Genomic DNA, 21,827 nt, shown 5'->3' with positions numbered 1-21,827 from the left:
TTCGTCATTAAGACGAAGCTTTTTCTTTTGGAAAAGTTAATGAAAAGGTAGTACCTACTCCAATTTGACTTTTTACTGTTAATGTTCCTTTTAAAATTTCTGTATAATGTCGGACGATAGAAAGTCCTAATCCCGTTCCGCCAGAATTTCGACTACGTGCTTTATCTACACGATAAAAACGTTCAAAGATACGTTGTTGATCTTGATGTGAAATACCAATCCCTGTATCTGCGACAGAAATTTTAATGGCTTTAGCAGTTTCTTTAAATTGAATTTCGATTTTTCCGTATTCTTTATTATACATCACTGCATTTTCAATCAAATTTTTCAAAATAGGTTCAAAGTAATAAAGATAGGTAGACCACTCAATTGTAGAATCTCCTTGAACCGAAACTTGTAAATGTTTTTCATCAATCTGCCGTTGATAACGTTCCAATAGATGTTCAATAAAAGAAGACAAATGAACTGGAACTTTTGTTTCATTTTTTAATTCATTTCCACTACGAGATAATTGAATAATTTCTTGAATTAATTGTTTTAAGCGTTGTGCATCTTTTTCCATAATGGTTAAAAATTCTTTTGTAATGTCTGGTTCTAGATAGGCACCGTCTAGCAGTGTCTCAATAAAACCAATAATAGAAGTTACTGGTGTTTTTAATTCATGAGAGACGTTACTGATGAAATCCTCTTGCATCAATTCTACTTTTTTCAAATCCGTTAAATCATAGATCGTTCCTAAAATCCAATAATGCTCTTGATTGGATAGGTAACGTAAAGAAAGATGAAGAATCTGTTCTTGGGGTTGAAAAATATGAATTTCTTTTTGGATATCTTTTTGTTTTTGATAACATTGTTCCACTGAACGAATGAAATCAGGATTCACTTGTGCTTCTAAGTAATGTTGATTCTTTTTTTGTAAATGCAATAAGCTCTTGCCTCGTGGGTTAATTAAGGTAAATCGTTGTTTGGCATCTAGCACGAAAACTCCGACTTGTAAGTCATCAATTAAAGAAGAAAATTGAATCGCTTCTGCATCTGCTTTTTTTCGCTCTTCTTGCCAAGAAGAAGAAAGAGTTTCAATATCTTGAAAAAGAGGAGTCCATTCTGAATAACGATAAAATAAAGAAGGTTGTTTGGTAGGTTCCTCTTTTATTTTTTGAATCCATTGATGAATCGTAGAAAGTAATTCCTCTCTTTTTTTCTTATGGTAATAAAAAAGATAAAAGACAATCACTGTAAAAAGTGTCGCAAAGAAAAAGAGCCAGTGAAAAATTTGATCTAAAAGATGAAAAGAGGGAATCTTTTTTTGAATGACTTCTATATATCCAACTTTTTGTTGTTTTTGATTATAAATGGGTTTTGCGACAAAGAGTGTTTTATTTTTAGTGTCATAATGATATCCAACTTTTTGTTGATGAGAAAGAGCAGTAAACTCTTTTTGAGAACTATTAGCCAAATCTGCATTATTATCTTTACTTTTGCGATTTTTATCTAAGAAAAGCAAAGTCATTTCTTTATTTTTAATCGTTGCTGGTAGAAGTCCTTGTTGAACTTTCTTCCATTCCTTTTGCCAAGGAGTCATCGTTTCAGATAAAGTCTGTACTTGAGATTCTAATGCTTTATGATAGATGAATGGACGTAAAAGAAAAAGACTTCCCCAAAAAAGAACTACACTTAAAAAAAGAAGAAGGAAAGATCGTTGTACTCTTTTTGTTTTACTCATCGATTTTTACCATCCGATATCCAATCCCTCGTACTGTTTGTAAATATTGAGGTTTTTTAGGATTCTCTTCAATTTTTTCACGCAAAGCACTGACGTGTACATCAACAATTCTTGATTCTCCAACAAAATCTGTATGCCAAATTTTTTCTAATAAATAATCACGAGAAAGTGGCTCATCGAGATGTTGTAAAAAGCAAAGCAATAATTTATATTCTGTTTTACGTAAAGAAATTTCTTTTCCAGAAATAAAAACTTGTTTTGTATCCATATGAACTACAATTGGTCCATTTTGTATTTCGTTTTTGACAGGAGAAGTTGTTTTCATCCTTCTTTGAATTGCTTTCATACGGGCAATGACTTCTCTTGGGCTAAAAGGCTTCACCATATAATCATCAGCTCCCATTTCTAACCCAATGATACGGTCAATGGTATCCTCTTTTGCTGTAAGCATAATAATAGGAGTTTCGACATGTTGTTGGCGTAATTTTTTAACAACTTCCATTCCATCTAGTTTGGGTAACATCCAATCTAATAAGATGAAGTCATAAGATTCTTTTAATGCTAATTGGTAAGCAGTTTCTCCGTCTTCTGCCACATCCGTTTGATATCCTTCTTTTTCTAAATTATAGGTAAGTAAAGTGACAATCGAAGGTTCATCATCTACTACTAATACTTTTTGTGTCATAAAGTTTTCCTTTCTCTAGTCAGTTCTTACAACCTATTATATACGAAAAGAAGATTCTGTGGTAAAGTGAAAGGTGATAAAATGCTCGGTGTTAGGTGAGGAATCATGGAAATAGAAAAAACAAATCGCATGAATGCTCTTTTTGAGTGTTATGCGACATTATTAACCGATAAGCAAATGAATTATATGGAATTATACTATGCAGATGATTTCTCATTAGGGGAAATTGCAGAGGAATATGGAGTTAGTCGACAAGCAGTTTATGATAATATTCGACGTACAGAAACGATTTTAGAAAATTATGAGCGCAAGCTTCATATTTTATCTGACTATATTATGCGTAGTGAAATTCTTGATCAAATGGAGCAAATGTTAAAAGAAGATTGCTACACAAAAGAAGAACTTTTAACACAAATTGACCAATTAAAAAAAATTGATGAGGAATAGGTGAAAAAATGGCTTTTGAAAGTTTAACAGAACGCTTACAACAAGCAATGTCAAAATTAAAACGTAAAGGGAAAATTTCACAATCAGATGTAAAAGAAATGATGCGTGAAATTCGTATGGCGTTATTAGATGCTGACGTAAGTTACAAAGTAGTTAAAGATTTTACAAAAACAGTTTCTGAACGAGCTGTTGGAAGCGAAGTTTTAGAAAGTTTATCTCCTTCTCAACAAATTGTAAAAATTGTCGATGAAGAATTAACAAAAGTATTAGGGGAAGAAACAGTTCCTTTAAATAAATCGCCTAAAATTCCAACGATTATTATGATGGTTGGTTTACAAGGGGCTGGGAAAACGACTTTTGCTGGAAAATTGGCGAATGATTTAAAACAAAATCAAAAGGCGCGTCCATTATTAATTGCAGGAGACGTTTATCGTCCAGCGGCGATTGACCAATTAAAAACGGTAGGAGAAATGATTGATGTACCTGTTTTTGAATTGGGTACAGAAGTTAGTCCGGTAGAAATTGTACGCCAAGGATTAGAACTAGCGCATGAAAAGAAAAATGATTATGTGATTATCGATACGGCCGGTCGTTTACATATCGATGAAGCACTAATGACAGAGTTAAAAGAAATTAAAGAATTAGCGCAACCTGATGAAATTCTATTAACGGTCGATGCGATGTCTGGTCAAGATGCAGTAAATGTCGCAGAAAGTTTCAATGAGCAGCTAGATATTACCGGAGTTGTTTTAACAAAATTAGACGGGGATACTCGAGGCGGGGCTGCTCTTTCTATTCGTGCAGTAACTGGAAAACCAATCAAATTTGTTGGTACCGGAGAAAAAATGAATGCGATTGAAGTCTTCCACCCAGACCGCATGTCTAGTCGTATTTTAGGAATGGGTGATTTACTAACTTTAATTGATAAAGCAAGTAAAGAATTCGATGAGAAAAAAGCACTAGAAGTAACAGAAAAAATGCGTGCTAATACGTTTGATTTCAATGATTTTATTGAACAATTAGATCAAATGATGAATATGGGACCTTTAGAAGATTTAATTAAAATGATTCCAGGAATGAGTCAAATTCCAGGAATGAATAACATTGAAATTGACCATAAAGAAATTGCTCGTAAACGTGCGATGATTTTATCTATGACAGAAGAAGAACGCCAAAATCCAGATCTATTAAATCCAAGTCGTCGTCGTCGTATTGCTCGTGGTTCAGGAAATAGTGAAATTGAAGTTAATCGTATGATTAAACAATTTAAACAATCACGTAAAATGATGAGTGACATGACAAAAGGGAATATGCCAAAAGAATTTGAATCTATGTTTGGTCAAGGAGTCAAAGGAAAAATTGGTAAAGCAGTAATGAGCCGTGAAATGAAAAAAATGAACAAAAAACTGCAAAAAAATAAAAAGAAACGTAAAAAGAAAAAATAAAAAGAGGAGCAAGTAGCTCCTCTTTTTTATCTATTATAATTAAAGACTAAGCTAAAGAATCCCATAAAGGAAGACGAATAGGTTCTTTTTCTAAGTCTGCCTTTAATTCATCTGTTAGATAATCTTTGTGAATGACTACTTCATAGACATAGTCATCGAACCAAGCATCATCCATAACAAAGTATCCTTCATGACCAATTTTTTCGCCCCAACTATTTTCTACTTTCCAACGATTTGGTGTGCCATCAATCAAGTTAACACCAGTAAATGTCATTGCATGAGAGCAAGCTGCTTGGCGATAACGTAGACGGTCTGCTTTATTGAAAGATAGGTCTCCGTCAAATAGTGCTTGATAATTATAAAGATCTTTGGCTAGCCAACCATTTTTACGATCCATTTGTTCTAATACATCACAACCAAACCAAGCGGTACGACCATCTAATAATTGTTGAATCGTTAGATGTTTTAAAGTATCTAGTTCGACATTTAAGAAACGAACTGGACGACCGCCAATAATATTATCTTCTTCTGGTAAAGAATAAGTTTGATGATATTTGTGATCAGGTGCGTTGCAAAGTACAACATAATCTTCAATAGCAAAAATAGGGTGAACATATTGTTCATAAAAAGCTTGAGGAGTAAGTTGTAAATCGCGATGGAAGTTTTTATCTTCGTCACGATATTCAAAATCAAAAGTTTCTACTGGTTCACCAAAACATAAGGTACATAGACGATAAACATCAGCCATAAATTCTTCTTTTAATTGACGTAAATGAGATACATCTTTGTTTTGTTCCCAATCTTCTTTTAATTGTAAAGCATCCTTACGTAATTTTAAGTTTAAAAGACGATCGAAATCATCTGTATGGTCACTCACTGCAGTTTCGTGCATTGCTGCTTGAGGAACTAGGCCATATTTTTGAATTAATGCGACAGCATTATCAAATTGACCGCCATCCCCATTTCCCATTTGTAAAAGTGAGGTTAGTTCACGACTATCTAAATCTAAATCAATTTGTGCAATAAAGTGTTCAAAGAAAGCATTAGATTTTTCGATACGATCCCAAAAAGATAAATAATTTTGAGAAAATTGGAAATCTTTACAATTGTATTTCTTCGTAAAAGCGTAGCGGATGGTATTTAATGTGGCAAATAACCAACAACGTCCGCTATCTTTTTGTGCACAAACCTTTCCTGTTTCTAGTTCACAAGAGAATGAAGGATTTAATGTGTCAGAAGCTTTCTTTTTCTGCTCACATGCTTCATTCAGACCGACATTAGCAATTGCATTTTGTAACCATTGGTCACGAGTGTCTTTGTTCCATTTTGTTTGATAAGTTTTGATTTGTTCCATCAATAATTTTTCATCCATGATGAATCCCTCCTCATTTTCATAGTACGCCTTTTTGATTTAATTTTCCAGAAAAAGTGTATTCTATCACAAAAAAATATTTAATTTTTTTGAAAAAATAAATTATTCATATTTTAAGCTAAGAAGATAATTTAGGAGAGATAAGGGCTATCGCTTTATTTTAGATAGTAGTATTGCTAGAATAAGATTAGATAATTATGGGAGAAAGGAGATATTATGAATCAGTCTGTTTTAAGTTTAAATTATATTTCAATTGCAACATGCAACTTTGAAGAAATGTTAACTTTCTATACAGAAGAATTACATTTAGATGCATTAAGCTTTGAAAATGATTTAGTATATTTAGGAAATAAAAAAGACCAAGCGATTTTATTTATGTTAGTGGAAGAGGAAGAATTGGAACAGCCAATTGTGAATGAAAAGCGTGCATTAAATCATATTAGTTTTAGTGTTCCAACAGAAGAACAATTTTTATCTCTTTATGAAACGTTAAAAAATCATGGATACGAGTGCTCTGATTTCCATGCTTATTGTGCAGGTCGTTGTTTTATTACGAACGATCCAGATGGAAATCAAATTGAAATTTGTTTACCTTTCGAAATTGAATATCATCGTATTCATTTAGAACACATTCATTTACGTGTGCCACACTTAAAACAAACGCTATCTTTCTATCATGACTGTTTGCATTTAACGGTAGAAGAAGAAGATAATGCTTATTTAGTCTATGGAGTAGGTTGTCAACCACTGATTGCTTTAGAAAAAGAAAGTCATCCAGAATATCATGAAAATCGAATCGATTTTATTGCATTAGAAGTTCCTTCAATGAAAGCAGTAGATGACTTATATGAAAACTTACAAGAACGTGGATGGAATTGTTACTACAATAGAGGGAAACGTATTGTTCAATTTTTAGATGACAATGGTATTTCTTATTGGATTCAAGCCAAAGAGTTAGAAGAATGAGAGATACAGAACAGCAAATCATAGAAATGTGTCAAAAAGAAGTCATTTCTTATGCGCAAGTTGCTTATTTCTCTCATCAACAATGGAAAAAAGAATGGGTGAATTCTGAAGGTATTTATCCAATAACGTCACCTTGTAATCTTCAATTTGATATTGCTTCTTTAACAAAAGTTTTAGGGACAACACCTATTATTTTACAATTGTTAAAAGAAAAAAGAATTGCTCTAACCGATAAAGTAAGTACTTATTTACCGATTAAAAATCAGGACTTGGAAATTATTCATTTATTAACACATACGAGCAATTTTGTTGGCTATATCCCTAATCGCAATCAATTACCCGCCGACCAGTTGGAAAAAGCGTTATATGAAGAAATGAATCCAGGAAACTTATTAGGAAAAGAAGTTCAATATTCAGATATTAATTTTATTTATTTAGGGATGATTATTGAACAAATTTATTATAAACCCGTTCAGCAAGTGATTAAAGAGGAGATATTAAATAAGAAATCCTTGCAAAATACAACATTTCATCCTATGGCCCAACAATGTATTCCTACAGACTGGAGAGAGAAAGGGATACGTAGAAGAGGAGAAGTTCATGATCCAAAGGCAAGAATTTTACAAGAGCGTTGTGGAAGCGCAGGCTTATTTTCTACTTTAGATGATTTATGCGTCTTGATAGAAGAATATTTGTCATTACCTATCAACTCATTTGTCCAAACTTATTTACAACAAGTTTGGACTAAAGAGGCTAAAGGCAGAACTCGAAGCTTAGGATGGGTCGTGGAAGAAGAAGCTGAAACATTAACCTTATCACATACAGGATATACAGGGATGTATCTTTGTTGGAATCAAGAAAAACAAAAAGCATTTATCTTTTTGAGTCAACGTTTTGATCACGGAGATGATAATGCAACTTATTTAACTTATCGTGATTCACTTATTCAAAAGTATATTATGGAAGAAAATCTATAGAAGAAAGTATTTTACTTTCTTCTTTTTGTTTTTTATGTAATAAATCATGATATAATAGAAGGAACAAAATATGAAGAAGACTATCAAAGTAGAGTTAAAGGAGAAAATAATGAAAGAAGTATTATTTTTAAACCCAGTATTCCAAGAACGTATTTGGGGCGGAAATCGTCTACATGAAGAGTTTGGATATGAAATCCCAAGTGATAAAACAGGAGAATGTTGGGCCATCAGTGGTCATAAGAATGGAGAAGCGACTATTAAAAATGGAGAATGGAAAGGAGAGTCTTTAGCTCATCTTTATGCCAATCATCCAGAATTTTTTGGTGAAAAAGAAAAAGGACAAAACTTCCCACTATTAGTAAAAGTATTAGATGCAAAAGCAGATTTATCTGTACAAGTTCACCCAGGAGATGAATATGCTCAAGAATTTGAAGGAGAACTTGGAAAAACAGAGTGCTGGTATGTACTAGATTGTCAACCAAATGCTAAAATTGTTTATGGTCATAATGCAAAAACAAAAGAAGAATTAAAAACATGGATTGAAGAAGGAAAATGGTCTGAATTATTACATGAAGTTCCTGTTCAAAAAGGAGATTTCTTCTATGTACCAAGTGGAATGGTTCATGCAATTGGGGAAGGAATTATGATTTTAGAAATTCAACAAAGTAGTGATACGACTTATCGTGTTTATGATTATGATCGTAAAGATGATGCAGGAAACTTACGTGAATTACATTTAAAACAAGCATTAGATGTAATTACTGTTCCTTGTGAATATCCAGTATGTAAAAAAGTAGAAGAGCATACAAAAGGTGGAGTAGTAACAACACTAGCAGAAGAGCATTACTTCTCTGTTTATCGTTGGGATATCGATGGTATTTTCCATTGGCAACAAAAAGCTCCTTATACTTTAGTAAGTATTATTGATGGAGCTGGTCGTTTAATCGTTGATGGTACATCTTATGAGCTACAAAAAGGAGATCACTTCTTGTTACCTTACGATGTAACCGATACACAATGGGAAGGTAAGTTTACTGCTGTTTTAGCAAATAATAGTCAAAAAAGAGCGTAACAAAAGGGACTCTGGTAGTCCCTTTTTCTTATCATTACAAGGGAAAGCGTTAGATAAACGTTGACCCGTGTTCAAATATTCAATATAATTTTTCTGTAATGAGTAAGAAACAGAGAAAGGAAAGAAAATGTTAAAATCATTTCAACCAACGTGGCAAATTCGTTCTATTACCAAAATCACTCCTTCTCAATGGAAAAAAGAAGGAATCCAAACCATTTTGACGGATTTAGATAATACTTTGGTTTCATGGAAAGAGCCACTACCTACACAGGAATTAAAAGATTGGGTTCACTACTTGCAATCAGAAGGAATCCAAATCATTATTATCTCTAATAATAATAAAGAGCGTGTTCAATTAGTAGCACAAGAACTAGGCGTTGATTATATTTCTCGTGCTTTAAAACCATTGCCAACTGGGATTTTAAAAGCTATTCATCGCTACCATTTAAATAAAGAAGAGGTTGTTATGGTTGGAGATCAATTAATGACTGATATTCAAGCAGCACGTCTAGCAGGTGTTCGCTCTATTTTAGTACAACCTCTAGTAAATACGGATTCTAAAGCAACGAAATTCAATCGTTTGATGGAAAATAAAGTAAAACAAAAACTACAAGCCGCAAACCTTTGGCACTGGGAGGATCAATTATAATGGAACAAGAAGAATTACATTGTATTGGTTGTGGGGTACCGATTCAAACCGAAGATAAAGAAGGACTAGGATATACACCAAAAAGTTCTTTACAAAAATCAGAAGAATCTGGAAAGGCGTTATATTGCCAACGTTGTTTCCGTCTACGTCATTATAATGAGATACAAGATGTCTCTTTAACGGATGATGATTTTTTACGTTTATTAAATGAAATTCGTACAAAAGATGCTTTGATTATTAATGTGGTAGATATTTTTGACTTCAATGGTAGTATCATTAAAGGATTACATCGTTTCATTGGAGATAATGAACTATTATTAGTAGGAAATAAACGTGATTTATTACCTAAATCATTGAAAAAAGGTCGTTTAATTCAATGGATGAAGGAACGTGCTCATGAAATAGGGCTACGTCCAGAAGAAGTGTTATTAACGAGTGCGAAAAAGAAAGAAGACGTATTAGAATTATTATCAACCATTGAAGAATATCGTCAAGGGCGTGATGTTTACATTGTTGGTGTTACGAATGTTGGAAAATCAACATTAATTAACGCAATTATTCAAGCAGCAGTCGGAGAAGAGAGTGTGATTACTACTTCTCAATTCCCAGGAACGACGTTAGATTTAATTGAGATTCCTCTAGATGATGGACATTATATCATTGATACTCCAGGAATTATTCATCGTGAGCAAATGGCCCACTATCTAAGTCCAAATGACTTAAAAGCAATTACACCTAAAAAAGAACTAAAACCAAAAACCTATCAATTAAATGCGGGGCAAACACTATTTTTAGGTGGATTAGCTCGTTTTGATTATTTAGAAGGAGATAAAGGTTCATTTGTTGTATATACTGCGCGTGATTTAATGATTCATCGTACAAAATTAGAAAAAGCAGATGCATTTTATCAAAAACATGTGGGAGAACTATTACAGCCTCCTACAGATTTAGAACATTATCCTTTACCAGAACTTGTTCGTTTTGAATTTACAGCAAAAGAAAAAATGGACATCGTCTTTTCTGGTCTAGGATGGATTACCGTACCAAAAGGAAGTAAAATTGCTGGATGGGCTCCTAAAGGGGTAGCAGTTATTCGTCGTAAAGCATTAATTTAAAGATAGAAAGGAATTCATTTATGTTACGTGGAAAACAAAAACGTTATTTAAGAAGCCAAGCGCACCATATGCAACCGATTTTTCAAATTGGAAAAAATGGTGTAAGTCCAGAGTTACTACAACAAGTAGATGATGCTTTGGAAAAACGTGAATTATTTAAAGTAAGCTTGCTACAAAATACCGATGAAATCGCTGAAGATGTAGCAGAAATTTTTGAAGAAGAATTAGGTGCACAAGTTGTGCAAATTATTGGCCGTATTCTAGTTGTTTATCGCCCAAGTTCAAAAGAAAAAAATCAACGTTATTCAACCGAGGTGAATCGTATTTAATGCGAGTTGGTTTATTAGGTGGGAGCTTTAATCCCGTTCACAATATGCATTTATTTATTGCCCAAAAGGCAAAAGAGCAATATCAGTTAGATGAAGTATACTTACTTCCTGCTTATGTTTCACCGCATAAAATAGGACAAAAAATGGCCAGTGTAAAGGATCGCTGTGAAATGCTATCTTTAGCTATTGCACATAATGCAGATTTGAAGATTGAATATCTTGATGTTATGCGAGAAGAACCAAGTTATACTTACCATACCATCTGTCAATTACAAGAAAAGTATCCAGAAAATGAATATTTTTTTATTATCGGTGGAGATCAAATTGCTAACTTAGATCAATGGTATCGAATTGAAGAACTAAAACAAAAAATCCAATTTATTGGAGTGAGTAGAAATCAAGTGGATGTGCCTAAAGGGATTTTGCCGCTACTTATCCCACAATATGAATTGAGTTCTTCTTATATTCGACAACAATGTCATGAAGGAAAAAGTATTCGTTATTTAGTACCTGATGCTGTAAATGCGTATATTCAAGAAAAGGAGTTGTATCAATAATGGAAGAAAAAATTGTTTATCAAAGTAGTTGGATTCCTTATACAAGAGATCAGTTATTAGAAAAAATTAAACGTAGTATGAGTGAACGTCGTTTTCAACATGTATTAGGAGTAGAAGAAACAGCAATTGAATTAGCGAAACGCTATGGAGAAGATATCAATATGGCGAGTTTAGCAGCGTTACTCCATGATTATGGAAAAGAACGTTCAGATGCTTCTTATTTATCTTTAATTGAAAAACACCATTGCGATTATATTAAAGCCTATGGTAATAACATTTGGCATGGATTATTAGGAGTTGAACTAATTCGTCATGAATTAGAAGTAAACAATGATTATGTATTACATGCGGTTCAAGTTCATACTACAGGAGCACCTCATATGACGTTACTTGATAAAATTATTTTTGTGGCGGATTATATTGAACCACATCGTCATTTTCCAGGAGTTGATACCGCTCGCCTATTAGCTGAACAAGACTTAAATGCGGCGGTTGCGTATGAATTAAAACATACATTATTACATTTAATTTCAGAAAATCAACCGGTCTATCCATTAACATTAGAAGCATATAACAAATGGGTAGCTCATATTTAGGAGGATATTATGACAAAAAGTTTAGAGTTATTAGAAGTAGCTGTAAAAGCTGCAGATTTAAAACGAGCAGAAAATATTATGGCTGTTGATGTACAAAATATTTCTTTATTAGCAGATTACTATATGATTTGCGAAGGATCTAATGTACGTCAAATTGAAGCTATTGCAAACGAAGTGATTGAAAAAGTAGAAGAAGCTGGTGGACAATTAAAACAAGTAGAAGGAATGGAAAAAGCAGAATGGATTTTACTTGATTTTGGAGATTTAATTGTTCATGTTTTAAATGAAGACACACGTTCTTTCTATCAATTAGAAAAATTATGGATTGATGCGACTCCTGTTGATGTTCGTCCATGGGTGAGTGAATAATGGAATACGAAACATTTGCTTTTGTTTATGACGCAATGATGGATACCAGTTTATATGAACAATGGTTGGATTTTACTTTACGTCATACGAAAGGAAAACAGAATTTATTAGAACTTGCTTGCGGAACGGGACATTTAGCTTTGTTATTAGCTAAAGCTGGATTTACAGTGACAGGATTAGATTTATCAGAAGAGATGCTTTCCATTGCCAGCGAACGATTTAATGAAGCTTTTGGCGAAGAGGATAATCCTATTTGCTTAACTCAAGGTGATATGATGGATTTATCTGAGGTAGGAACTTATGAGGTAGTTACTTGTTATTCTGATTCTCTTTGTTATATGAAAAATGACTTTGAGGTCCAACAAGTTTTTGATGAAGTATATCGCATTTTAGAGGAAGATGGAATCTTTATTTTTGATGTTCATTCAGATTATAAGATGACAGAATGTTTCCCTAATTTTAGCTTCCATAATGAAACCGAAGATTATGCGTTTTTATGGGATTCTTATCCCGATGAAGCTCCACTAAGCATTGTCCATGAACTATCTTTCTATGTTCGCGATGAAGATGATCGTTTTGAACGCTATTTAGAAGACCATCATGAGCGTACCTATCCATTAGAGCATTATCTGCGTCTTTTAGAGAATGCTGGATTTAGTCAAGTAGAAGTATATGCTGATTTTACAGATGAAGCACCAACAGAAACAAGTGAACGCTGGTTTTTCGTCTGTCATAAAGAAGAAAATCTATGAGAAGTTGTGGCGTAATTGTAGAGTATAATCCCTTTCACCAAGGGCATGCCTATCACTTACAAAAAGCAAAAGAAAAAAGTGGAGCAGATTGTTGTATTGCAGTTATGAGTGGTAATTTTGTGCAAAGAGGGGAGCCTGCAATTTTAGATAAATGGACAAGAACAAAGTTAGCACTAGAAGCAGGAGCAGATTTAGTTATTGAACTTCCGTGGTTTGGTGCTGTACAACCTGCAGATTATTTTGGATCTATGGCTGTTCAACTTTTATCTGCTTTGCAAGTAGACGCTTTTTGTTTTGGTACAGAAAAGGAAAATGAATTTTCTTATATGGATTTTGTCAAAAAAGAAAAAGCTCATCAAAAAGAATTAGACCAACGGATTCAACAACTAAATTGTGAACATCCAGAATGGTCTTATCCTAAAAAAATGGCAGAAGCTTACCGTGAAATTTTTCCAGAAGAATATAAAGATATGGATCAGTCCAATCACTTATTAGGACTAGCTTATGCTCGGGCAAATCTACAATTGGAACGTCCCTTAGAATTATTGACGATTGAGCGAAAAGGAAGTCAACATCGAGAGAAAGAGTTAACTTCTTTTGCTAGTGGTACGGCAATTCGTAAAGCAGTACAACAAAAGGATTGGACGGAACTTAAAAATTATGTTCCAATAGCTACCTATCAAGCTTTAAAAGAAGGTCCTTGTCATCGTTGGGAAGATTATTGGGCACAATTGCAAGGAATTGGTTTGAGTTTATCTTCTTCACAGTGGAAACAACTCTATGAAGTACATGATGGCTTAGAAGAACGATTACAAAAATCATTTTATGAAGCGAATAGCTTTTCAGAATGGAAGGAATCTTTAAGTTGTGCCCATCTTACACAAGCAAAGATTCAAAGATTGGCAACGTATATTTTAACGCAAACTACAAAAGAAGAAGTTACTTATGCGTGGAATCATCCATACATTAAAATATTAGGTTTTAGTTTGCAAGGACGACAATGGTTAAAAGAAAAAGAGATTTCTTTACCGATAGTAGTAAATATTAGACAACAAGAGGAACGATTACTCCGTTTAGAACAACGTTACGATATGATTTACTTAAGTCCTTATCAAACTCCTAAAGATTATTTTTCATTATATAAACCAATTAGCAAGGAGGAGTTGTAATGGATCGTCAACCCATGTCTACATTTATGTTATGGTTTGATTTTCTAATGTTAGGTTTTGTGATGTTTAGTGCTTTTTTCACTCAGTATTCCACTGCAGAATCTAATTGGTATATTTGGTTGTTGACTTATATCGTGAGTGATAGTCTATCTTGGATTCAACAATCAAGAAATCGTCCATTATCCGTAGAAGAATATATTTTTGCTACGAAAAAACCTGCGCCACGGAGTCTATATCTATTACAAAAAATGAATCGTTTATTAACAACGATTTCTTTGATTTTTGTTATCGTTGGTATCTTTACTTCTTCTTGGATGGTTTGGTTAGGGATGATTTGTTTAATCCGTTTAATTGTTTTGATTTTATTTATGTTAATTATGAATCGAACATGGGAAATAAATAGGAAAGGAGGACTATAATGCGAGAAATTCAAAAAAATGAAATGATGCACCGACCAATTGTTGATGAACGTGTATTACAATTTATGCGTACTGGACAAAAGCCATTAACAGGTTATATGCGAGAAATTCAAAAAGAAGCTCAAGAAGAAGAAATCCCAGTAATTCCAGAAGAAACGGTCGTCTTTTTACGTTTTTTATTTAGTCAAATTCAAATTCGTGAAGTATTAGAAATTGGTGCGGCAATTGGTTTTTCTTCAGCTTTAATGGATCAATTAATGCATCAAGAAGGGCATGTAACAACCATCGATCGTTTTGATTATATGATTAAAAAAGCAAAGAAGAACTATGAGAAATACCAATTAACAGATCGCATTACTCTTTTAGAAGGTCAAGCGGTTGATATTTTACCTACTTTGCCAAGTGCTCACTACGATTTTTTATTTATGGACAGCGCAAAAGCGAAATACATTGAGTTTTTACCCCAATGTCTACGTTTAGTAAAAACAGGAGGATGTATTATGATTGATGATATCTTCCAAGGCGGAACGGTTTTTGATCCAGAAGAGACGATTCGTCGTGGAACGAGAAAAATTCATCGTCGCTTAAAAGAGTTACTAGAAGTAGTAAATGAAGTAGAGGGATTAACTTCTTGTGTTTTACCATTGGGAGATGGCGTTATGTTAATAACAAAAGAAAAAGATCAAGTGATTTTACCAGAACTAAGAGATTAAATCTTTAGTGTTAATCACAAAAGAATCATGTATAATGGAATTATGAAAAATTAGTAAAGGTGGATTTCATGTATTATTTAATTGGTTATGTTATGTATATCGCCTTAACCATCGGAGTTTTATTTTATTTACTCGTATATCGTTCACACATTTCTTTATTATGGAAAAAAGTTTGGACGAGTATAACTTTAGTGGGAGTATTAATCTTTACGATTTTATGTACTAGCTTTTTACCATTTCGTTGGATTAATATTTTATTCTATATTGGTGTGATTGTTAGTTACATCCTTATTTTTAGTGCAATTTATTTATTAAGTTCATTTCTTTACAATAAATGGTTAAAACATAAAGGACAGCAAACAGAAGGTTCAAGTTGGAAAACTGAAATTGAACAATTGAGAAAAAAACATCAAAAGAAAAAAGAAAATCAAACTACAGGAACAAAACCAACGAAAACTTCTCGACCTAAAAGAAAAAGAAGAGAGACTCCTCTTTTTGTTGAGCGAGAAAAAGTAGCGAAAAAAGAAAAAGTAGTGAAAGAAAAAGAGCCTAGTATCCAAGAAGAAATTAAACAATGGAATCAAAAGAAAGAGAAAAAAGAATTAAAGAAACAACCGATTAAAGCGGTAACAAAACAAAAAAAAGGCAATAAGACAAAAGTACCTTCACCTGATCAAAAGGCAGCTCCTGTAAAAGTAGAAACTAAACCTACTAAAAATACAGAGAGTGTTCAGGTAAAATCAAAAACAAACAATCAACGTCCGAAAAATATTCAAGATTATGCACCAAAGATGAATACAACATCCAAAGTGAAAAAACCAAAATCTATTAAGAAATTTAATAATAAAAAATAGAGAGGAAGAATTTCCTCTCTATTTTTGTTTGACAATCAAAAAGACTATGATATAATTGTTTATGTTGTAATTGTGGCACACACAGCTACAACCGCTCCGACTAAGTTTTTAAGAACCATGGTCACTTAGGAAGGCGAGTCTAAGATTTAAATAAGGAGGTGCTACATAGAATGTACGCAATCATTAAAACAGGTGGAAAACAAATCAAAGTTGAAGAAGGACAAGCAATCTACGTTGAAAAATTAAACGTTGCTGCTGGTGAAAAAGTAGTCTTCGACGAAGTTATTTTAGTAGGTGGAGAAAACACTAAAGTAGGTACTCCATTAGTAGAAGGTGCTACTGTTGAAGGAACTGTTGAAAAACACGGAAAACAAAAGAAAGTAGTTACTTTCAAATATAAACCTAAAAAACATTCTCACCGCAAACAAGGTCATCGTCAACCTTATACAAAAGTAATGATCGACAAAATTTGTGGTTAAGAGAAAGTAGTGTGAACGATGATCTCTATTTTATTTACCGTAGATTCACAAAAAAACATTCAAAGTTTTACATGTTCCGGGCATGCCGGTGCAGGACCTTATGGTAGTGATATTGTTTGTGCGGCGGTTTCTGCTTTAACAATCAGTACTGTAAATGGAATGGAAGCACTCGCTCATCTAACGCCAAAAGTAGAGGTTGATGTAGTAGAAGGTGGGTATTTATCAGTCGAATTGAATGAGTCTAATCCTACCGCACAAATTTTATTACAAAATCTGTATTTAGCGTTACAACAATTACAAAAAGAAAATGAAACGTATATAGATTTAAGCATACAGGAGGTGCAATGACATGTTAAAATTTGATTTACAATTATTCGCTCATAAAAAAGGTGGAGGTTCTACATCAAACGGACGTGACTCAGAATCAAAACGTCTAGGTGCTAAACGTGCTGACGGACAAATGGTTTCTGCAGGTTCTATCTTATACCGTCAACGTGGAACAAAAATCTACCCAGGTGCAAACGTGAAAAAAGGTGGAGATGACACTTTATTCGCAGTTGCTGACGGAATCGTTCGTTTTGAACGTAAAGGACGCGATAAAAAACAAGTTTCTGTATATCCAGTAGAAGCTTAATATTAGTGAGAAAAGAGGCCTTTAAGAGGTCTCTTTTTTTGTGTGTTGAATATAAAAAAACAAAAAAAATATAAAATGAAGAGTTATTATTTCTCATTCTTTCTTAATAAGAGTACAATAGAATTATTAAAAAGGAGTGAAAGAAATGAAAATAAGAGAAGAAGAGATCAACGAATTTTTAAACCAACAATTACCATTCCCAGTAGAAATGAAAGACAGTGATGGAACAGTACGTTGTTGGGCAGAAAATAAAGAAGGAGATGCAATCCGCATTACTTGGCATGTCCCATTCTCTCTTAAAGATTGTATGAAAAAAGGAGTATCTATGTATTTAGGAGAAGCATACATGGATGGTCTAGTTGATGTTGAAGGTGAAAATCGTCCTTTAGAACGTCTAGTAGAATTTGCCTATGAAATGATGTTGAAATTACAACAAAATGCCACATGGACAAAATGGGTATCTACAACGATGAAAGTAAAACAAAAATTCCATCGTCATACCCCTTCAGAAAATAAAGAAGAGATCCATGCTCATTACGATATTTCTAATGATTTCTATCGTTTATGGTTAGATGACACAATGACTTATTCTTGTGCTTATTTTGCAAATGAAAAAGATACATTAACGCAAGCGCAAGAAAATAAAGTACAACATATTTTGAAAAAATTAAATCCAAAACCAGGAAAAACATTGGTAGATATTGGTTGTGGCTGGGGAACATTAATGTTAACTGCTTGTGAACAATATCAATTAAAAGTGACAGGGATTACCTTAAGTGAAGAACAATATAACTATGTACAAGAACAAATTGAAAAACGTAATTTACAAGATCGAGCAGAAGTATTATTGATGGACTACCGTAACTTAAAAGGCCGTCATTTTGATTATGTAACTAGCGTTGGTATGTTTGAACATGTAGGTTCACAAGAATTACCAAATTATTTCCAAATTGTTTCTGATTTATTATCTGAAGGTGGAAATGCATTGATTCATGGAATTACAAGCCAACAAAATGGAGGAACAGATCCATGGCTAGATAAATATATCTTCCCAGGAGGCTATATTCCAAGTATGGTGGAAATTTTGGAAGATACACGCAGTGCAGGATTACAACTTTTTGATTTAGAAACCTTACGCCGTCATTACCAAAAAACATTGGAATGTTGGACAGATAATTTCCATCAATGTAAAGATGAAGTGTTGAAGATGGAAGGAGAGCGCTTCTATCGTATGTGGGATGCTTACTTACAAGCTTGTGCAGGATCTTTTGCGGCAGGAAATATTGATTGTTGCCAATATCTATTAACTAAAGGTCCAAGTGGAATGAACTTGCCAATGACACGTGAATATATGTATCATAATATTAATATTCAATAATTTATTTTATAAGGAAAGATATGTCAGTATTATCAACCATTGTATTTAGTCTTAGTGCATTATTAAGAATTCATGCAGAACATGTACATTTTTGGCATGTACTTTTAGCGATTTTCATTGCGTTAGTGATGAGTGTAAGCGGGGATGCCATTGATTTTTGTATTGGAAAATATACGAATAAACTATTAAATCATTGGAAGTTTTTCCAAAAGCATTTTTCTGAACAAGAATTAGCTAGAGGAGAGCGGTTCGTGCAACGTTATGGAAAGATGGCTATCTTTTTTTCCCGTTATATTCCAGGAATCCGTACTATTACTTCTTATGTAATTGGGGCATCTAATTATTCCTTTCCGATTTATGTTTCGCTAAATATACTAGCAAATCTAATTATGTTAACTTTATATGCACTATTTGGCTATTTTTTGGGAGGAATTCCTTTTGTCAAAGAGCATTTCGTTGTCATTGTTATGTTATTAGTGCTTTTACCATTGATTCCAAGTTTATATTTTACTTGGAAGAAAAACAAAAAGGATTCTAGCGAGAAAACCGAAAAATAAAAAACAAAAAGTCCAAAAGGTTGTTTCCTTTTGGACTTTTTTATTTTAAAATTCTTTTGCTTTTTCTTTTGCTTCTTCCATCGCTAATTTTGGTAAATGACGTCCTGCAGAACGATCTTTTCCGTCGATAAAGATGTGTTCGACATCATGAATACCAATAAATTTAAAAATTCCTTCAATATGTTTTGTGGCTGGATCTTGTCCACCAAAAGGACTTCCATTGGATTGTAAATGCATTACCTTTTTGCCTTTTACTAACCCTTCTGGACCATGAGAAGTATAACGGAATGTTTTATTGGTAATCAATAAAGTATCTAACCACGCTTTTAAACGTGTAGGGACATGCATATTCCACAATGGATTAGCAATAACGATTTTATCATATTCTAAAAATTGATTACTAAATGAATCAAAACGTTCTGCGCATACTCGTTGAGCTTCTGTCCATTCTGAAGGATCTGTCTCCCAAGCTGTTAACAAAGTTCCATCAATATCTGGAATCTCTGTCGCAAATAAATCTAAAACAGTAATCTCATCTTCAGGGTGAGACTCTGCATAACTTTCTAAAAATTGATCTAATAAAGCAACAGTAGTACTTTTCTCTTTCGTAAAAGGATGAGCTTTAATTGCTAATAATTTTTGTGTCAATGTAAATTCTTCCTTTCAATATTATTATTCAATGTTTCTAGGATACGATGGATAAATAAAGAAGTCAAAAAAATTGCTTTAAAATACCAAAAAATAAAAGTTTTGCTAAAAATAATAAGCTTTGCTTTAATTTGTTCTCATAAAAAGGATTTTTCTTTTTTATTCATAAAAAATAGAGAAAGATATGCTATAATGTAAGAGATAAAGAAAGGAAGATCTGTTTATGAATAAACGCTTATCACAATTAAGAACAAAAATGTTAGAGGAAAAAATTCCTGCCTTATTAATTACAAATCCATATAATTTACGTTATATGACTGGATTTACAGGTACAACAGGAATGGCATTGGTAACAGCAAATCAAGCCTATTTTATTACTGACTTCCGCTATGTTGAACAAGCAAGTGAGCAATGTGTAGGTTATGAAATTGTCAAAAATACAGGTCCAATTTTTGAGGAAATCCTACCTCTTTTAAATAAAGAAGAGATTGCACAATTAGGATTCGACGATTTACATTTATCTTTTGCCCAATATATGGAATTAGATGATTTACTATGGGATGTTGACTTAATTCCTGTTCATGGAATCATTGAAGGATTGCGTGAAGTAAAAGATGAATCAGAAATCGCTACAATTCAAGAAGCATGTCGCATTGCAGATGCTGCTTTTGATCACATTTTAGGATTTATTCAACCAGGAATGACAGAAATCGAAGTGGCAAATGAATTAGATTTCTTCATGCGTAAACAAGGTGCAAGTGGAGTTTCTTTTGATACAATTGTTGCAAGTGGGGTTCGTTCTGCTTTACCTCATGGAGTGGCAAGTCATAAAGTAATTGAAAAAGGTGATTTCATTACTTTAGATTACGGTTGCTATTACAATGGATACGTGTCTGATATGACAAGAACAATTTCTTTAGGTGAACCAAGTGATCCTGTATTGAAAGAAATTTATGATATTGTTTTACAAGCTCATTTGAAAGTAGAACAAGAAATGAAACCAGGAATGACAGGAAAAGAAGTGGATGCCATTGCTCGTGACTATATTAAAGAACATGGCTATGGTGAACAATTTGGACATTCTACAGGCCATGGTATTGGTTTAGAAATTCATGAACATCCTATGATTTCTATGCGTAGTGATGCTGTATTAGTAGAAGGAAATACAGTAACAGATGAACCTGGTATTTATTTACCAGGAATTGGTGGAGTTCGTATTGAAAATGACTTCTTAATTACAAAAGATGGATGTCAATCCTTTACAACTTCCCCTCGTGAACTTATTATTTTATAATAGAGAACAAAGAAGAGATATTTTTAGTGAAAAATAGTTAGAATTGATTTTTAGGAGGCACATTATGATTTCTGTAAATGATTTTAAAAATGGTATGACAATTGAAGTAGATGGTAACTTATGGCGTGTTATTGAATTCATGCACGTTAAACCAGGAAAAGGAAGTGCGTTTGTACGTTCTAAATTAAAAAACTTACGTACAGGTGCAGTTCAAGATAAAACATTCCGTGCAGGTGAAAAAGTACAAAAAGCACAAATCGATAACAAAAAAATGCAATACTTATATGATTCTGGCGAAGGGCATGTGTTCATGGATATGGATACTTATGAACAAATTGAAATTCCAGCAGAACGCTTAGAACATGAATTAAAATACTTATTAGAAAACATGGAAGTTAATATCATGATGTATGGTTCTGAAATTTTAGGTGTTGATTTACCAAATACTGTAGAATTAGAAGTTAAAGAAACAGAACCAGGAATCAAAGGAGATACTGCTTCAGGTGGTTCTAAACCAGCAACAATGGAAACAGGATTAGTAGTACAAGTTCCATTCTTTATTAATGAAGGGGATAAATTAGTAATTAATACCGTAGATGGTAGCTACATTTCTCGTGCTTAAAATTAC

Annotated in this window: 27 protein-coding genes and 1 other annotated feature; of the genes, 23 read left to right on the top strand and 4 right to left on the bottom strand. The window is 33.1% G+C overall.

The window, feature by feature from the left end; genetic code table 11:
• Positions 1–7: 7 nt before the first annotated feature.
• Together C683_RS03720 and C683_RS03715 are read right to left on the bottom strand one after the other, a co-directional pair.
• Entirely contained in the window at positions 8–1,723 is a 1,716-nt protein-coding gene (locus C683_RS03720) for an ATP-binding protein (RefSeq protein WP_009490139.1), read from the bottom strand.
• A complete protein-coding gene (locus tag C683_RS03715; RefSeq protein WP_009490137.1) occupies positions 1,716–2,408 on the bottom strand; it encodes a response regulator transcription factor in 693 nt (230 codons plus the stop codon). Before C683_RS03715 ends, C683_RS03720 begins: the two co-directional genes overlap by 8 nt.
• A 105-nt stretch (positions 2,409–2,513) precedes the next feature.
• Here C683_RS03715 and C683_RS03710 point away from each other — a divergent pair, with 105 nt between their 5' ends.
• Both C683_RS03710 and ffh read left to right on the top strand, forming a co-directional pair.
• Positions 2,514–2,855 (top strand): putative DNA-binding protein, encoded by a 342-nt coding sequence (locus tag C683_RS03710; RefSeq protein WP_009490135.1) that lies wholly within the window; start codon positions 2,514–2,516, stop codon positions 2,853–2,855.
• Between the two features lie 8 nt (positions 2,856–2,863).
• The gene (ffh, locus tag C683_RS03705; RefSeq protein ID WP_009490133.1) at positions 2,864–4,300 is read left to right on the top strand and encodes a signal recognition particle protein; all 1,437 of its coding nucleotides are present in this window, start codon (positions 2,864–2,866) and stop codon (positions 4,298–4,300) included.
• A 46-nt stretch (positions 4,301–4,346) separates the two neighbouring features.
• On the opposite strand, the gene C683_RS03700 is transcribed toward ffh, so the two are convergent.
• Positions 4,347–5,672, bottom strand: coding sequence for a C1 family peptidase (locus C683_RS03700; protein ID WP_009490131.1), 1,326 nt, complete (start codon positions 5,670–5,672; stop codon positions 4,347–4,349).
• A 216-nt stretch (positions 5,673–5,888) separates the two neighbouring features.
• Here C683_RS03700 and C683_RS03695 point away from each other — a divergent pair, with 216 nt between their 5' ends.
• The 19 genes from C683_RS03695 (at position 5,889) to C683_RS03605 (ending at position 19,257) form a co-directional block, all read left to right on the top strand.
• Positions 5,889–6,638, top strand: coding sequence for a VOC family protein (locus C683_RS03695; protein ID WP_009490129.1), 750 nt, complete (start codon positions 5,889–5,891; stop codon positions 6,636–6,638).
• The gene (locus C683_RS03690) at positions 6,635–7,615 is read left to right on the top strand and encodes a serine hydrolase domain-containing protein (RefSeq protein WP_051011327.1); all 981 of its coding nucleotides are present in this window, start codon (positions 6,635–6,637) and stop codon (positions 7,613–7,615) included. Before C683_RS03695 ends, C683_RS03690 begins: the two co-directional genes overlap by 4 nt.
• 109 nt (positions 7,616–7,724) lie before the next feature.
• Positions 7,725–8,687, top strand: a complete 963-nt coding sequence (gene manA, locus C683_RS03685) for a mannose-6-phosphate isomerase, class I (RefSeq protein ID WP_009490126.1) — start codon at positions 7,725–7,727, stop codon at positions 8,685–8,687.
• A gap of 127 nt (positions 8,688–8,814) precedes the next feature.
• Entirely contained in the window at positions 8,815–9,336 is a 522-nt protein-coding gene (locus tag C683_RS03680; RefSeq protein WP_009490124.1) for a YqeG family HAD IIIA-type phosphatase, read from the top strand.
• Complete coding sequence (yqeH, locus tag C683_RS03675; protein WP_009490122.1) at positions 9,336–10,451, top strand: ribosome biogenesis GTPase YqeH; 1,116 nt, start codon at positions 9,336–9,338, stop codon at positions 10,449–10,451. Before C683_RS03680 ends, yqeH begins: the two co-directional genes overlap by 1 nt.
• Before the next feature lie 20 nt (positions 10,452–10,471).
• Positions 10,472–10,780: a ribosome assembly RNA-binding protein YhbY gene (yhbY, locus tag C683_RS03670; protein WP_009490120.1), complete on the top strand. Its 309-nt coding sequence runs from the start codon at positions 10,472–10,474 to the stop codon at positions 10,778–10,780.
• Positions 10,780–11,337, top strand: a complete 558-nt coding sequence (locus tag C683_RS03665) for a nicotinate-nucleotide adenylyltransferase (RefSeq protein ID WP_009490118.1) — start codon at positions 10,780–10,782, stop codon at positions 11,335–11,337. Before yhbY ends, C683_RS03665 begins: the two co-directional genes overlap by 1 nt.
• On the top strand, positions 11,337–11,933 hold the full coding sequence (gene yqeK, locus C683_RS03660) for a bis(5'-nucleosyl)-tetraphosphatase (symmetrical) YqeK (RefSeq protein WP_009490116.1): 597 nt from the start codon (positions 11,337–11,339) through the stop codon (positions 11,931–11,933). The genes C683_RS03665 and yqeK overlap by 1 nt, the downstream gene beginning before the upstream one ends.
• Before the next feature lie 9 nt (positions 11,934–11,942).
• A complete protein-coding gene (rsfS, locus tag C683_RS03655) occupies positions 11,943–12,302 on the top strand; it encodes a ribosome silencing factor (protein WP_009490114.1) in 360 nt (119 codons plus the stop codon).
• A complete protein-coding gene (locus C683_RS03650; RefSeq protein WP_009490112.1) occupies positions 12,302–13,054 on the top strand; it encodes a class I SAM-dependent DNA methyltransferase in 753 nt (250 codons plus the stop codon). The genes rsfS and C683_RS03650 overlap by 1 nt, the downstream gene beginning before the upstream one ends.
• The gene (locus C683_RS03645) at positions 13,051–14,223 is read left to right on the top strand and encodes a nucleotidyltransferase (RefSeq protein WP_009490110.1); all 1,173 of its coding nucleotides are present in this window, start codon (positions 13,051–13,053) and stop codon (positions 14,221–14,223) included. The genes C683_RS03650 and C683_RS03645 overlap by 4 nt, the downstream gene beginning before the upstream one ends.
• Positions 14,223–14,642, top strand: a complete 420-nt coding sequence (locus C683_RS03640) for a hypothetical protein (RefSeq protein WP_009490108.1) — start codon at positions 14,223–14,225, stop codon at positions 14,640–14,642. Before C683_RS03645 ends, C683_RS03640 begins: the two co-directional genes overlap by 1 nt.
• Entirely contained in the window at positions 14,642–15,355 is a 714-nt protein-coding gene (locus C683_RS03635) for an O-methyltransferase (RefSeq protein ID WP_009490106.1), read from the top strand. Before C683_RS03640 ends, C683_RS03635 begins: the two co-directional genes overlap by 1 nt.
• A 68-nt stretch (positions 15,356–15,423) precedes the next feature.
• Entirely contained in the window at positions 15,424–16,209 is a 786-nt protein-coding gene (locus C683_RS03630; RefSeq protein WP_009490104.1) for a hypothetical protein, read from the top strand.
• Between the two features lie 79 nt (positions 16,210–16,288).
• Positions 16,289–16,360, top strand: a sequence feature (ribosomal protein L21 leader region).
• Positions 16,361–16,379: 19 nt separating this feature from the next.
• A complete protein-coding gene (rplU, locus tag C683_RS03625) occupies positions 16,380–16,688 on the top strand; it encodes a 50S ribosomal protein L21 (RefSeq protein ID WP_009490102.1) in 309 nt (102 codons plus the stop codon).
• An 18-nt stretch (positions 16,689–16,706) separates the two neighbouring features.
• Positions 16,707–17,036: a ribosomal-processing cysteine protease Prp gene (locus C683_RS03620; RefSeq protein WP_009490100.1), complete on the top strand. Its 330-nt coding sequence runs from the start codon at positions 16,707–16,709 to the stop codon at positions 17,034–17,036.
• A 1-nt stretch (position 17,037) separates the two neighbouring features.
• Positions 17,038–17,322, top strand: a complete 285-nt coding sequence (gene rpmA, locus C683_RS03615) for a 50S ribosomal protein L27 (RefSeq protein WP_009490098.1) — start codon at positions 17,038–17,040, stop codon at positions 17,320–17,322.
• Between the two features lie 145 nt (positions 17,323–17,467).
• Positions 17,468–18,700: an SAM-dependent methyltransferase gene (locus C683_RS03610; RefSeq protein ID WP_009490096.1), complete on the top strand. Its 1,233-nt coding sequence runs from the start codon at positions 17,468–17,470 to the stop codon at positions 18,698–18,700.
• A 20-nt stretch (positions 18,701–18,720) separates the two neighbouring features.
• The gene (locus C683_RS03605) at positions 18,721–19,257 is read left to right on the top strand and encodes a DedA family protein (protein ID WP_009490094.1); all 537 of its coding nucleotides are present in this window, start codon (positions 18,721–18,723) and stop codon (positions 19,255–19,257) included.
• Positions 19,258–19,302: 45 nt separating this feature from the next.
• Here the strand turns inward: C683_RS03605 and C683_RS03600 are convergent, their stop codons facing one another.
• Entirely contained in the window at positions 19,303–19,905 is a 603-nt protein-coding gene (locus C683_RS03600) for an FMN-dependent NADH-azoreductase (protein WP_009490092.1), read from the bottom strand.
• A 223-nt stretch (positions 19,906–20,128) separates the two neighbouring features.
• Here C683_RS03600 and C683_RS03595 point away from each other — a divergent pair, with 223 nt between their 5' ends.
• Entirely contained in the window at positions 20,129–21,199 is a 1,071-nt protein-coding gene (locus C683_RS03595) for a M24 family metallopeptidase (RefSeq protein WP_009490090.1), read from the top strand.
• A 64-nt stretch (positions 21,200–21,263) separates the two neighbouring features.
• Positions 21,264–21,821: an elongation factor P gene (efp, locus tag C683_RS03590; protein WP_009490088.1), complete on the top strand. Its 558-nt coding sequence runs from the start codon at positions 21,264–21,266 to the stop codon at positions 21,819–21,821.
• The last annotated feature ends 6 nt before the right edge of the window (positions 21,822–21,827 follow it).

This window comes from Catellicoccus marimammalium M35/04/3 (genome assembly GCF_000313915.1).
Classification (GTDB): domain Bacteria; phylum Bacillota; class Bacilli; order Lactobacillales; family Catellicoccaceae; genus Catellicoccus; species Catellicoccus marimammalium.
Note: the sequence above shows the minus strand (reverse complement) of the source record. Positions and strands in the feature narration are given on the sequence as shown.

Bases quoted from the DNA above. Each gene is read 5' to 3' on its own strand.
- C683_RS03720 (WP_009490139.1), bottom strand. From the start codon at position 1,723: ATGAGTAAAACAAAAAGAGTACAACGATCTTTCCTTCTTCTTTTTTTA.
- C683_RS03715 (WP_009490137.1), bottom strand. From the start codon at position 2,408: ATGACACAAAAAGTATTAGTAGTAGATGATGAACCTTCGATTGTCACT.
- C683_RS03710 (WP_009490135.1), top strand. From the start codon at position 2,514: ATGGAAATAGAAAAAACAAATCGCATGAATGCTCTTTTTGAGTGTTAT.
- ffh (WP_009490133.1), top strand. From the start codon at position 2,864: ATGGCTTTTGAAAGTTTAACAGAACGCTTACAACAAGCAATGTCAAAA.
- C683_RS03700 (WP_009490131.1), bottom strand. From the start codon at position 5,672: ATGGATGAAAAATTATTGATGGAACAAATCAAAACTTATCAAACAAAA.
- C683_RS03695 (WP_009490129.1), top strand. From the start codon at position 5,889: ATGAATCAGTCTGTTTTAAGTTTAAATTATATTTCAATTGCAACATGC.
- C683_RS03690 (WP_051011327.1), top strand. From the start codon at position 6,635: ATGAGAGATACAGAACAGCAAATCATAGAAATGTGTCAAAAAGAAGTC.
- manA (WP_009490126.1), top strand. From the start codon at position 7,725: ATGAAAGAAGTATTATTTTTAAACCCAGTATTCCAAGAACGTATTTGG.
- C683_RS03680 (WP_009490124.1), top strand. From the start codon at position 8,815: ATGTTAAAATCATTTCAACCAACGTGGCAAATTCGTTCTATTACCAAA.
- yqeH (WP_009490122.1), top strand. From the start codon at position 9,336: ATGGAACAAGAAGAATTACATTGTATTGGTTGTGGGGTACCGATTCAA.
- yhbY (WP_009490120.1), top strand. From the start codon at position 10,472: ATGTTACGTGGAAAACAAAAACGTTATTTAAGAAGCCAAGCGCACCAT.
- C683_RS03665 (WP_009490118.1), top strand. From the start codon at position 10,780: ATGCGAGTTGGTTTATTAGGTGGGAGCTTTAATCCCGTTCACAATATG.
- yqeK (WP_009490116.1), top strand. From the start codon at position 11,337: ATGGAAGAAAAAATTGTTTATCAAAGTAGTTGGATTCCTTATACAAGA.
- rsfS (WP_009490114.1), top strand. From the start codon at position 11,943: ATGACAAAAAGTTTAGAGTTATTAGAAGTAGCTGTAAAAGCTGCAGAT.
- C683_RS03650 (WP_009490112.1), top strand. From the start codon at position 12,302: ATGGAATACGAAACATTTGCTTTTGTTTATGACGCAATGATGGATACC.
- C683_RS03645 (WP_009490110.1), top strand. From the start codon at position 13,051: ATGAGAAGTTGTGGCGTAATTGTAGAGTATAATCCCTTTCACCAAGGG.
- C683_RS03640 (WP_009490108.1), top strand. From the start codon at position 14,223: ATGGATCGTCAACCCATGTCTACATTTATGTTATGGTTTGATTTTCTA.
- C683_RS03635 (WP_009490106.1), top strand. From the start codon at position 14,642: ATGCGAGAAATTCAAAAAAATGAAATGATGCACCGACCAATTGTTGAT.
- C683_RS03630 (WP_009490104.1), top strand. From the start codon at position 15,424: ATGTATTATTTAATTGGTTATGTTATGTATATCGCCTTAACCATCGGA.
- rplU (WP_009490102.1), top strand. From the start codon at position 16,380: ATGTACGCAATCATTAAAACAGGTGGAAAACAAATCAAAGTTGAAGAA.
- C683_RS03620 (WP_009490100.1), top strand. From the start codon at position 16,707: ATGATCTCTATTTTATTTACCGTAGATTCACAAAAAAACATTCAAAGT.
- rpmA (WP_009490098.1), top strand. From the start codon at position 17,038: ATGTTAAAATTTGATTTACAATTATTCGCTCATAAAAAAGGTGGAGGT.
- C683_RS03610 (WP_009490096.1), top strand. From the start codon at position 17,468: ATGAAAATAAGAGAAGAAGAGATCAACGAATTTTTAAACCAACAATTA.
- C683_RS03605 (WP_009490094.1), top strand. From the start codon at position 18,721: ATGTCAGTATTATCAACCATTGTATTTAGTCTTAGTGCATTATTAAGA.
- C683_RS03595 (WP_009490090.1), top strand. From the start codon at position 20,129: ATGAATAAACGCTTATCACAATTAAGAACAAAAATGTTAGAGGAAAAA.
- efp (WP_009490088.1), top strand. From the start codon at position 21,264: ATGATTTCTGTAAATGATTTTAAAAATGGTATGACAATTGAAGTAGAT.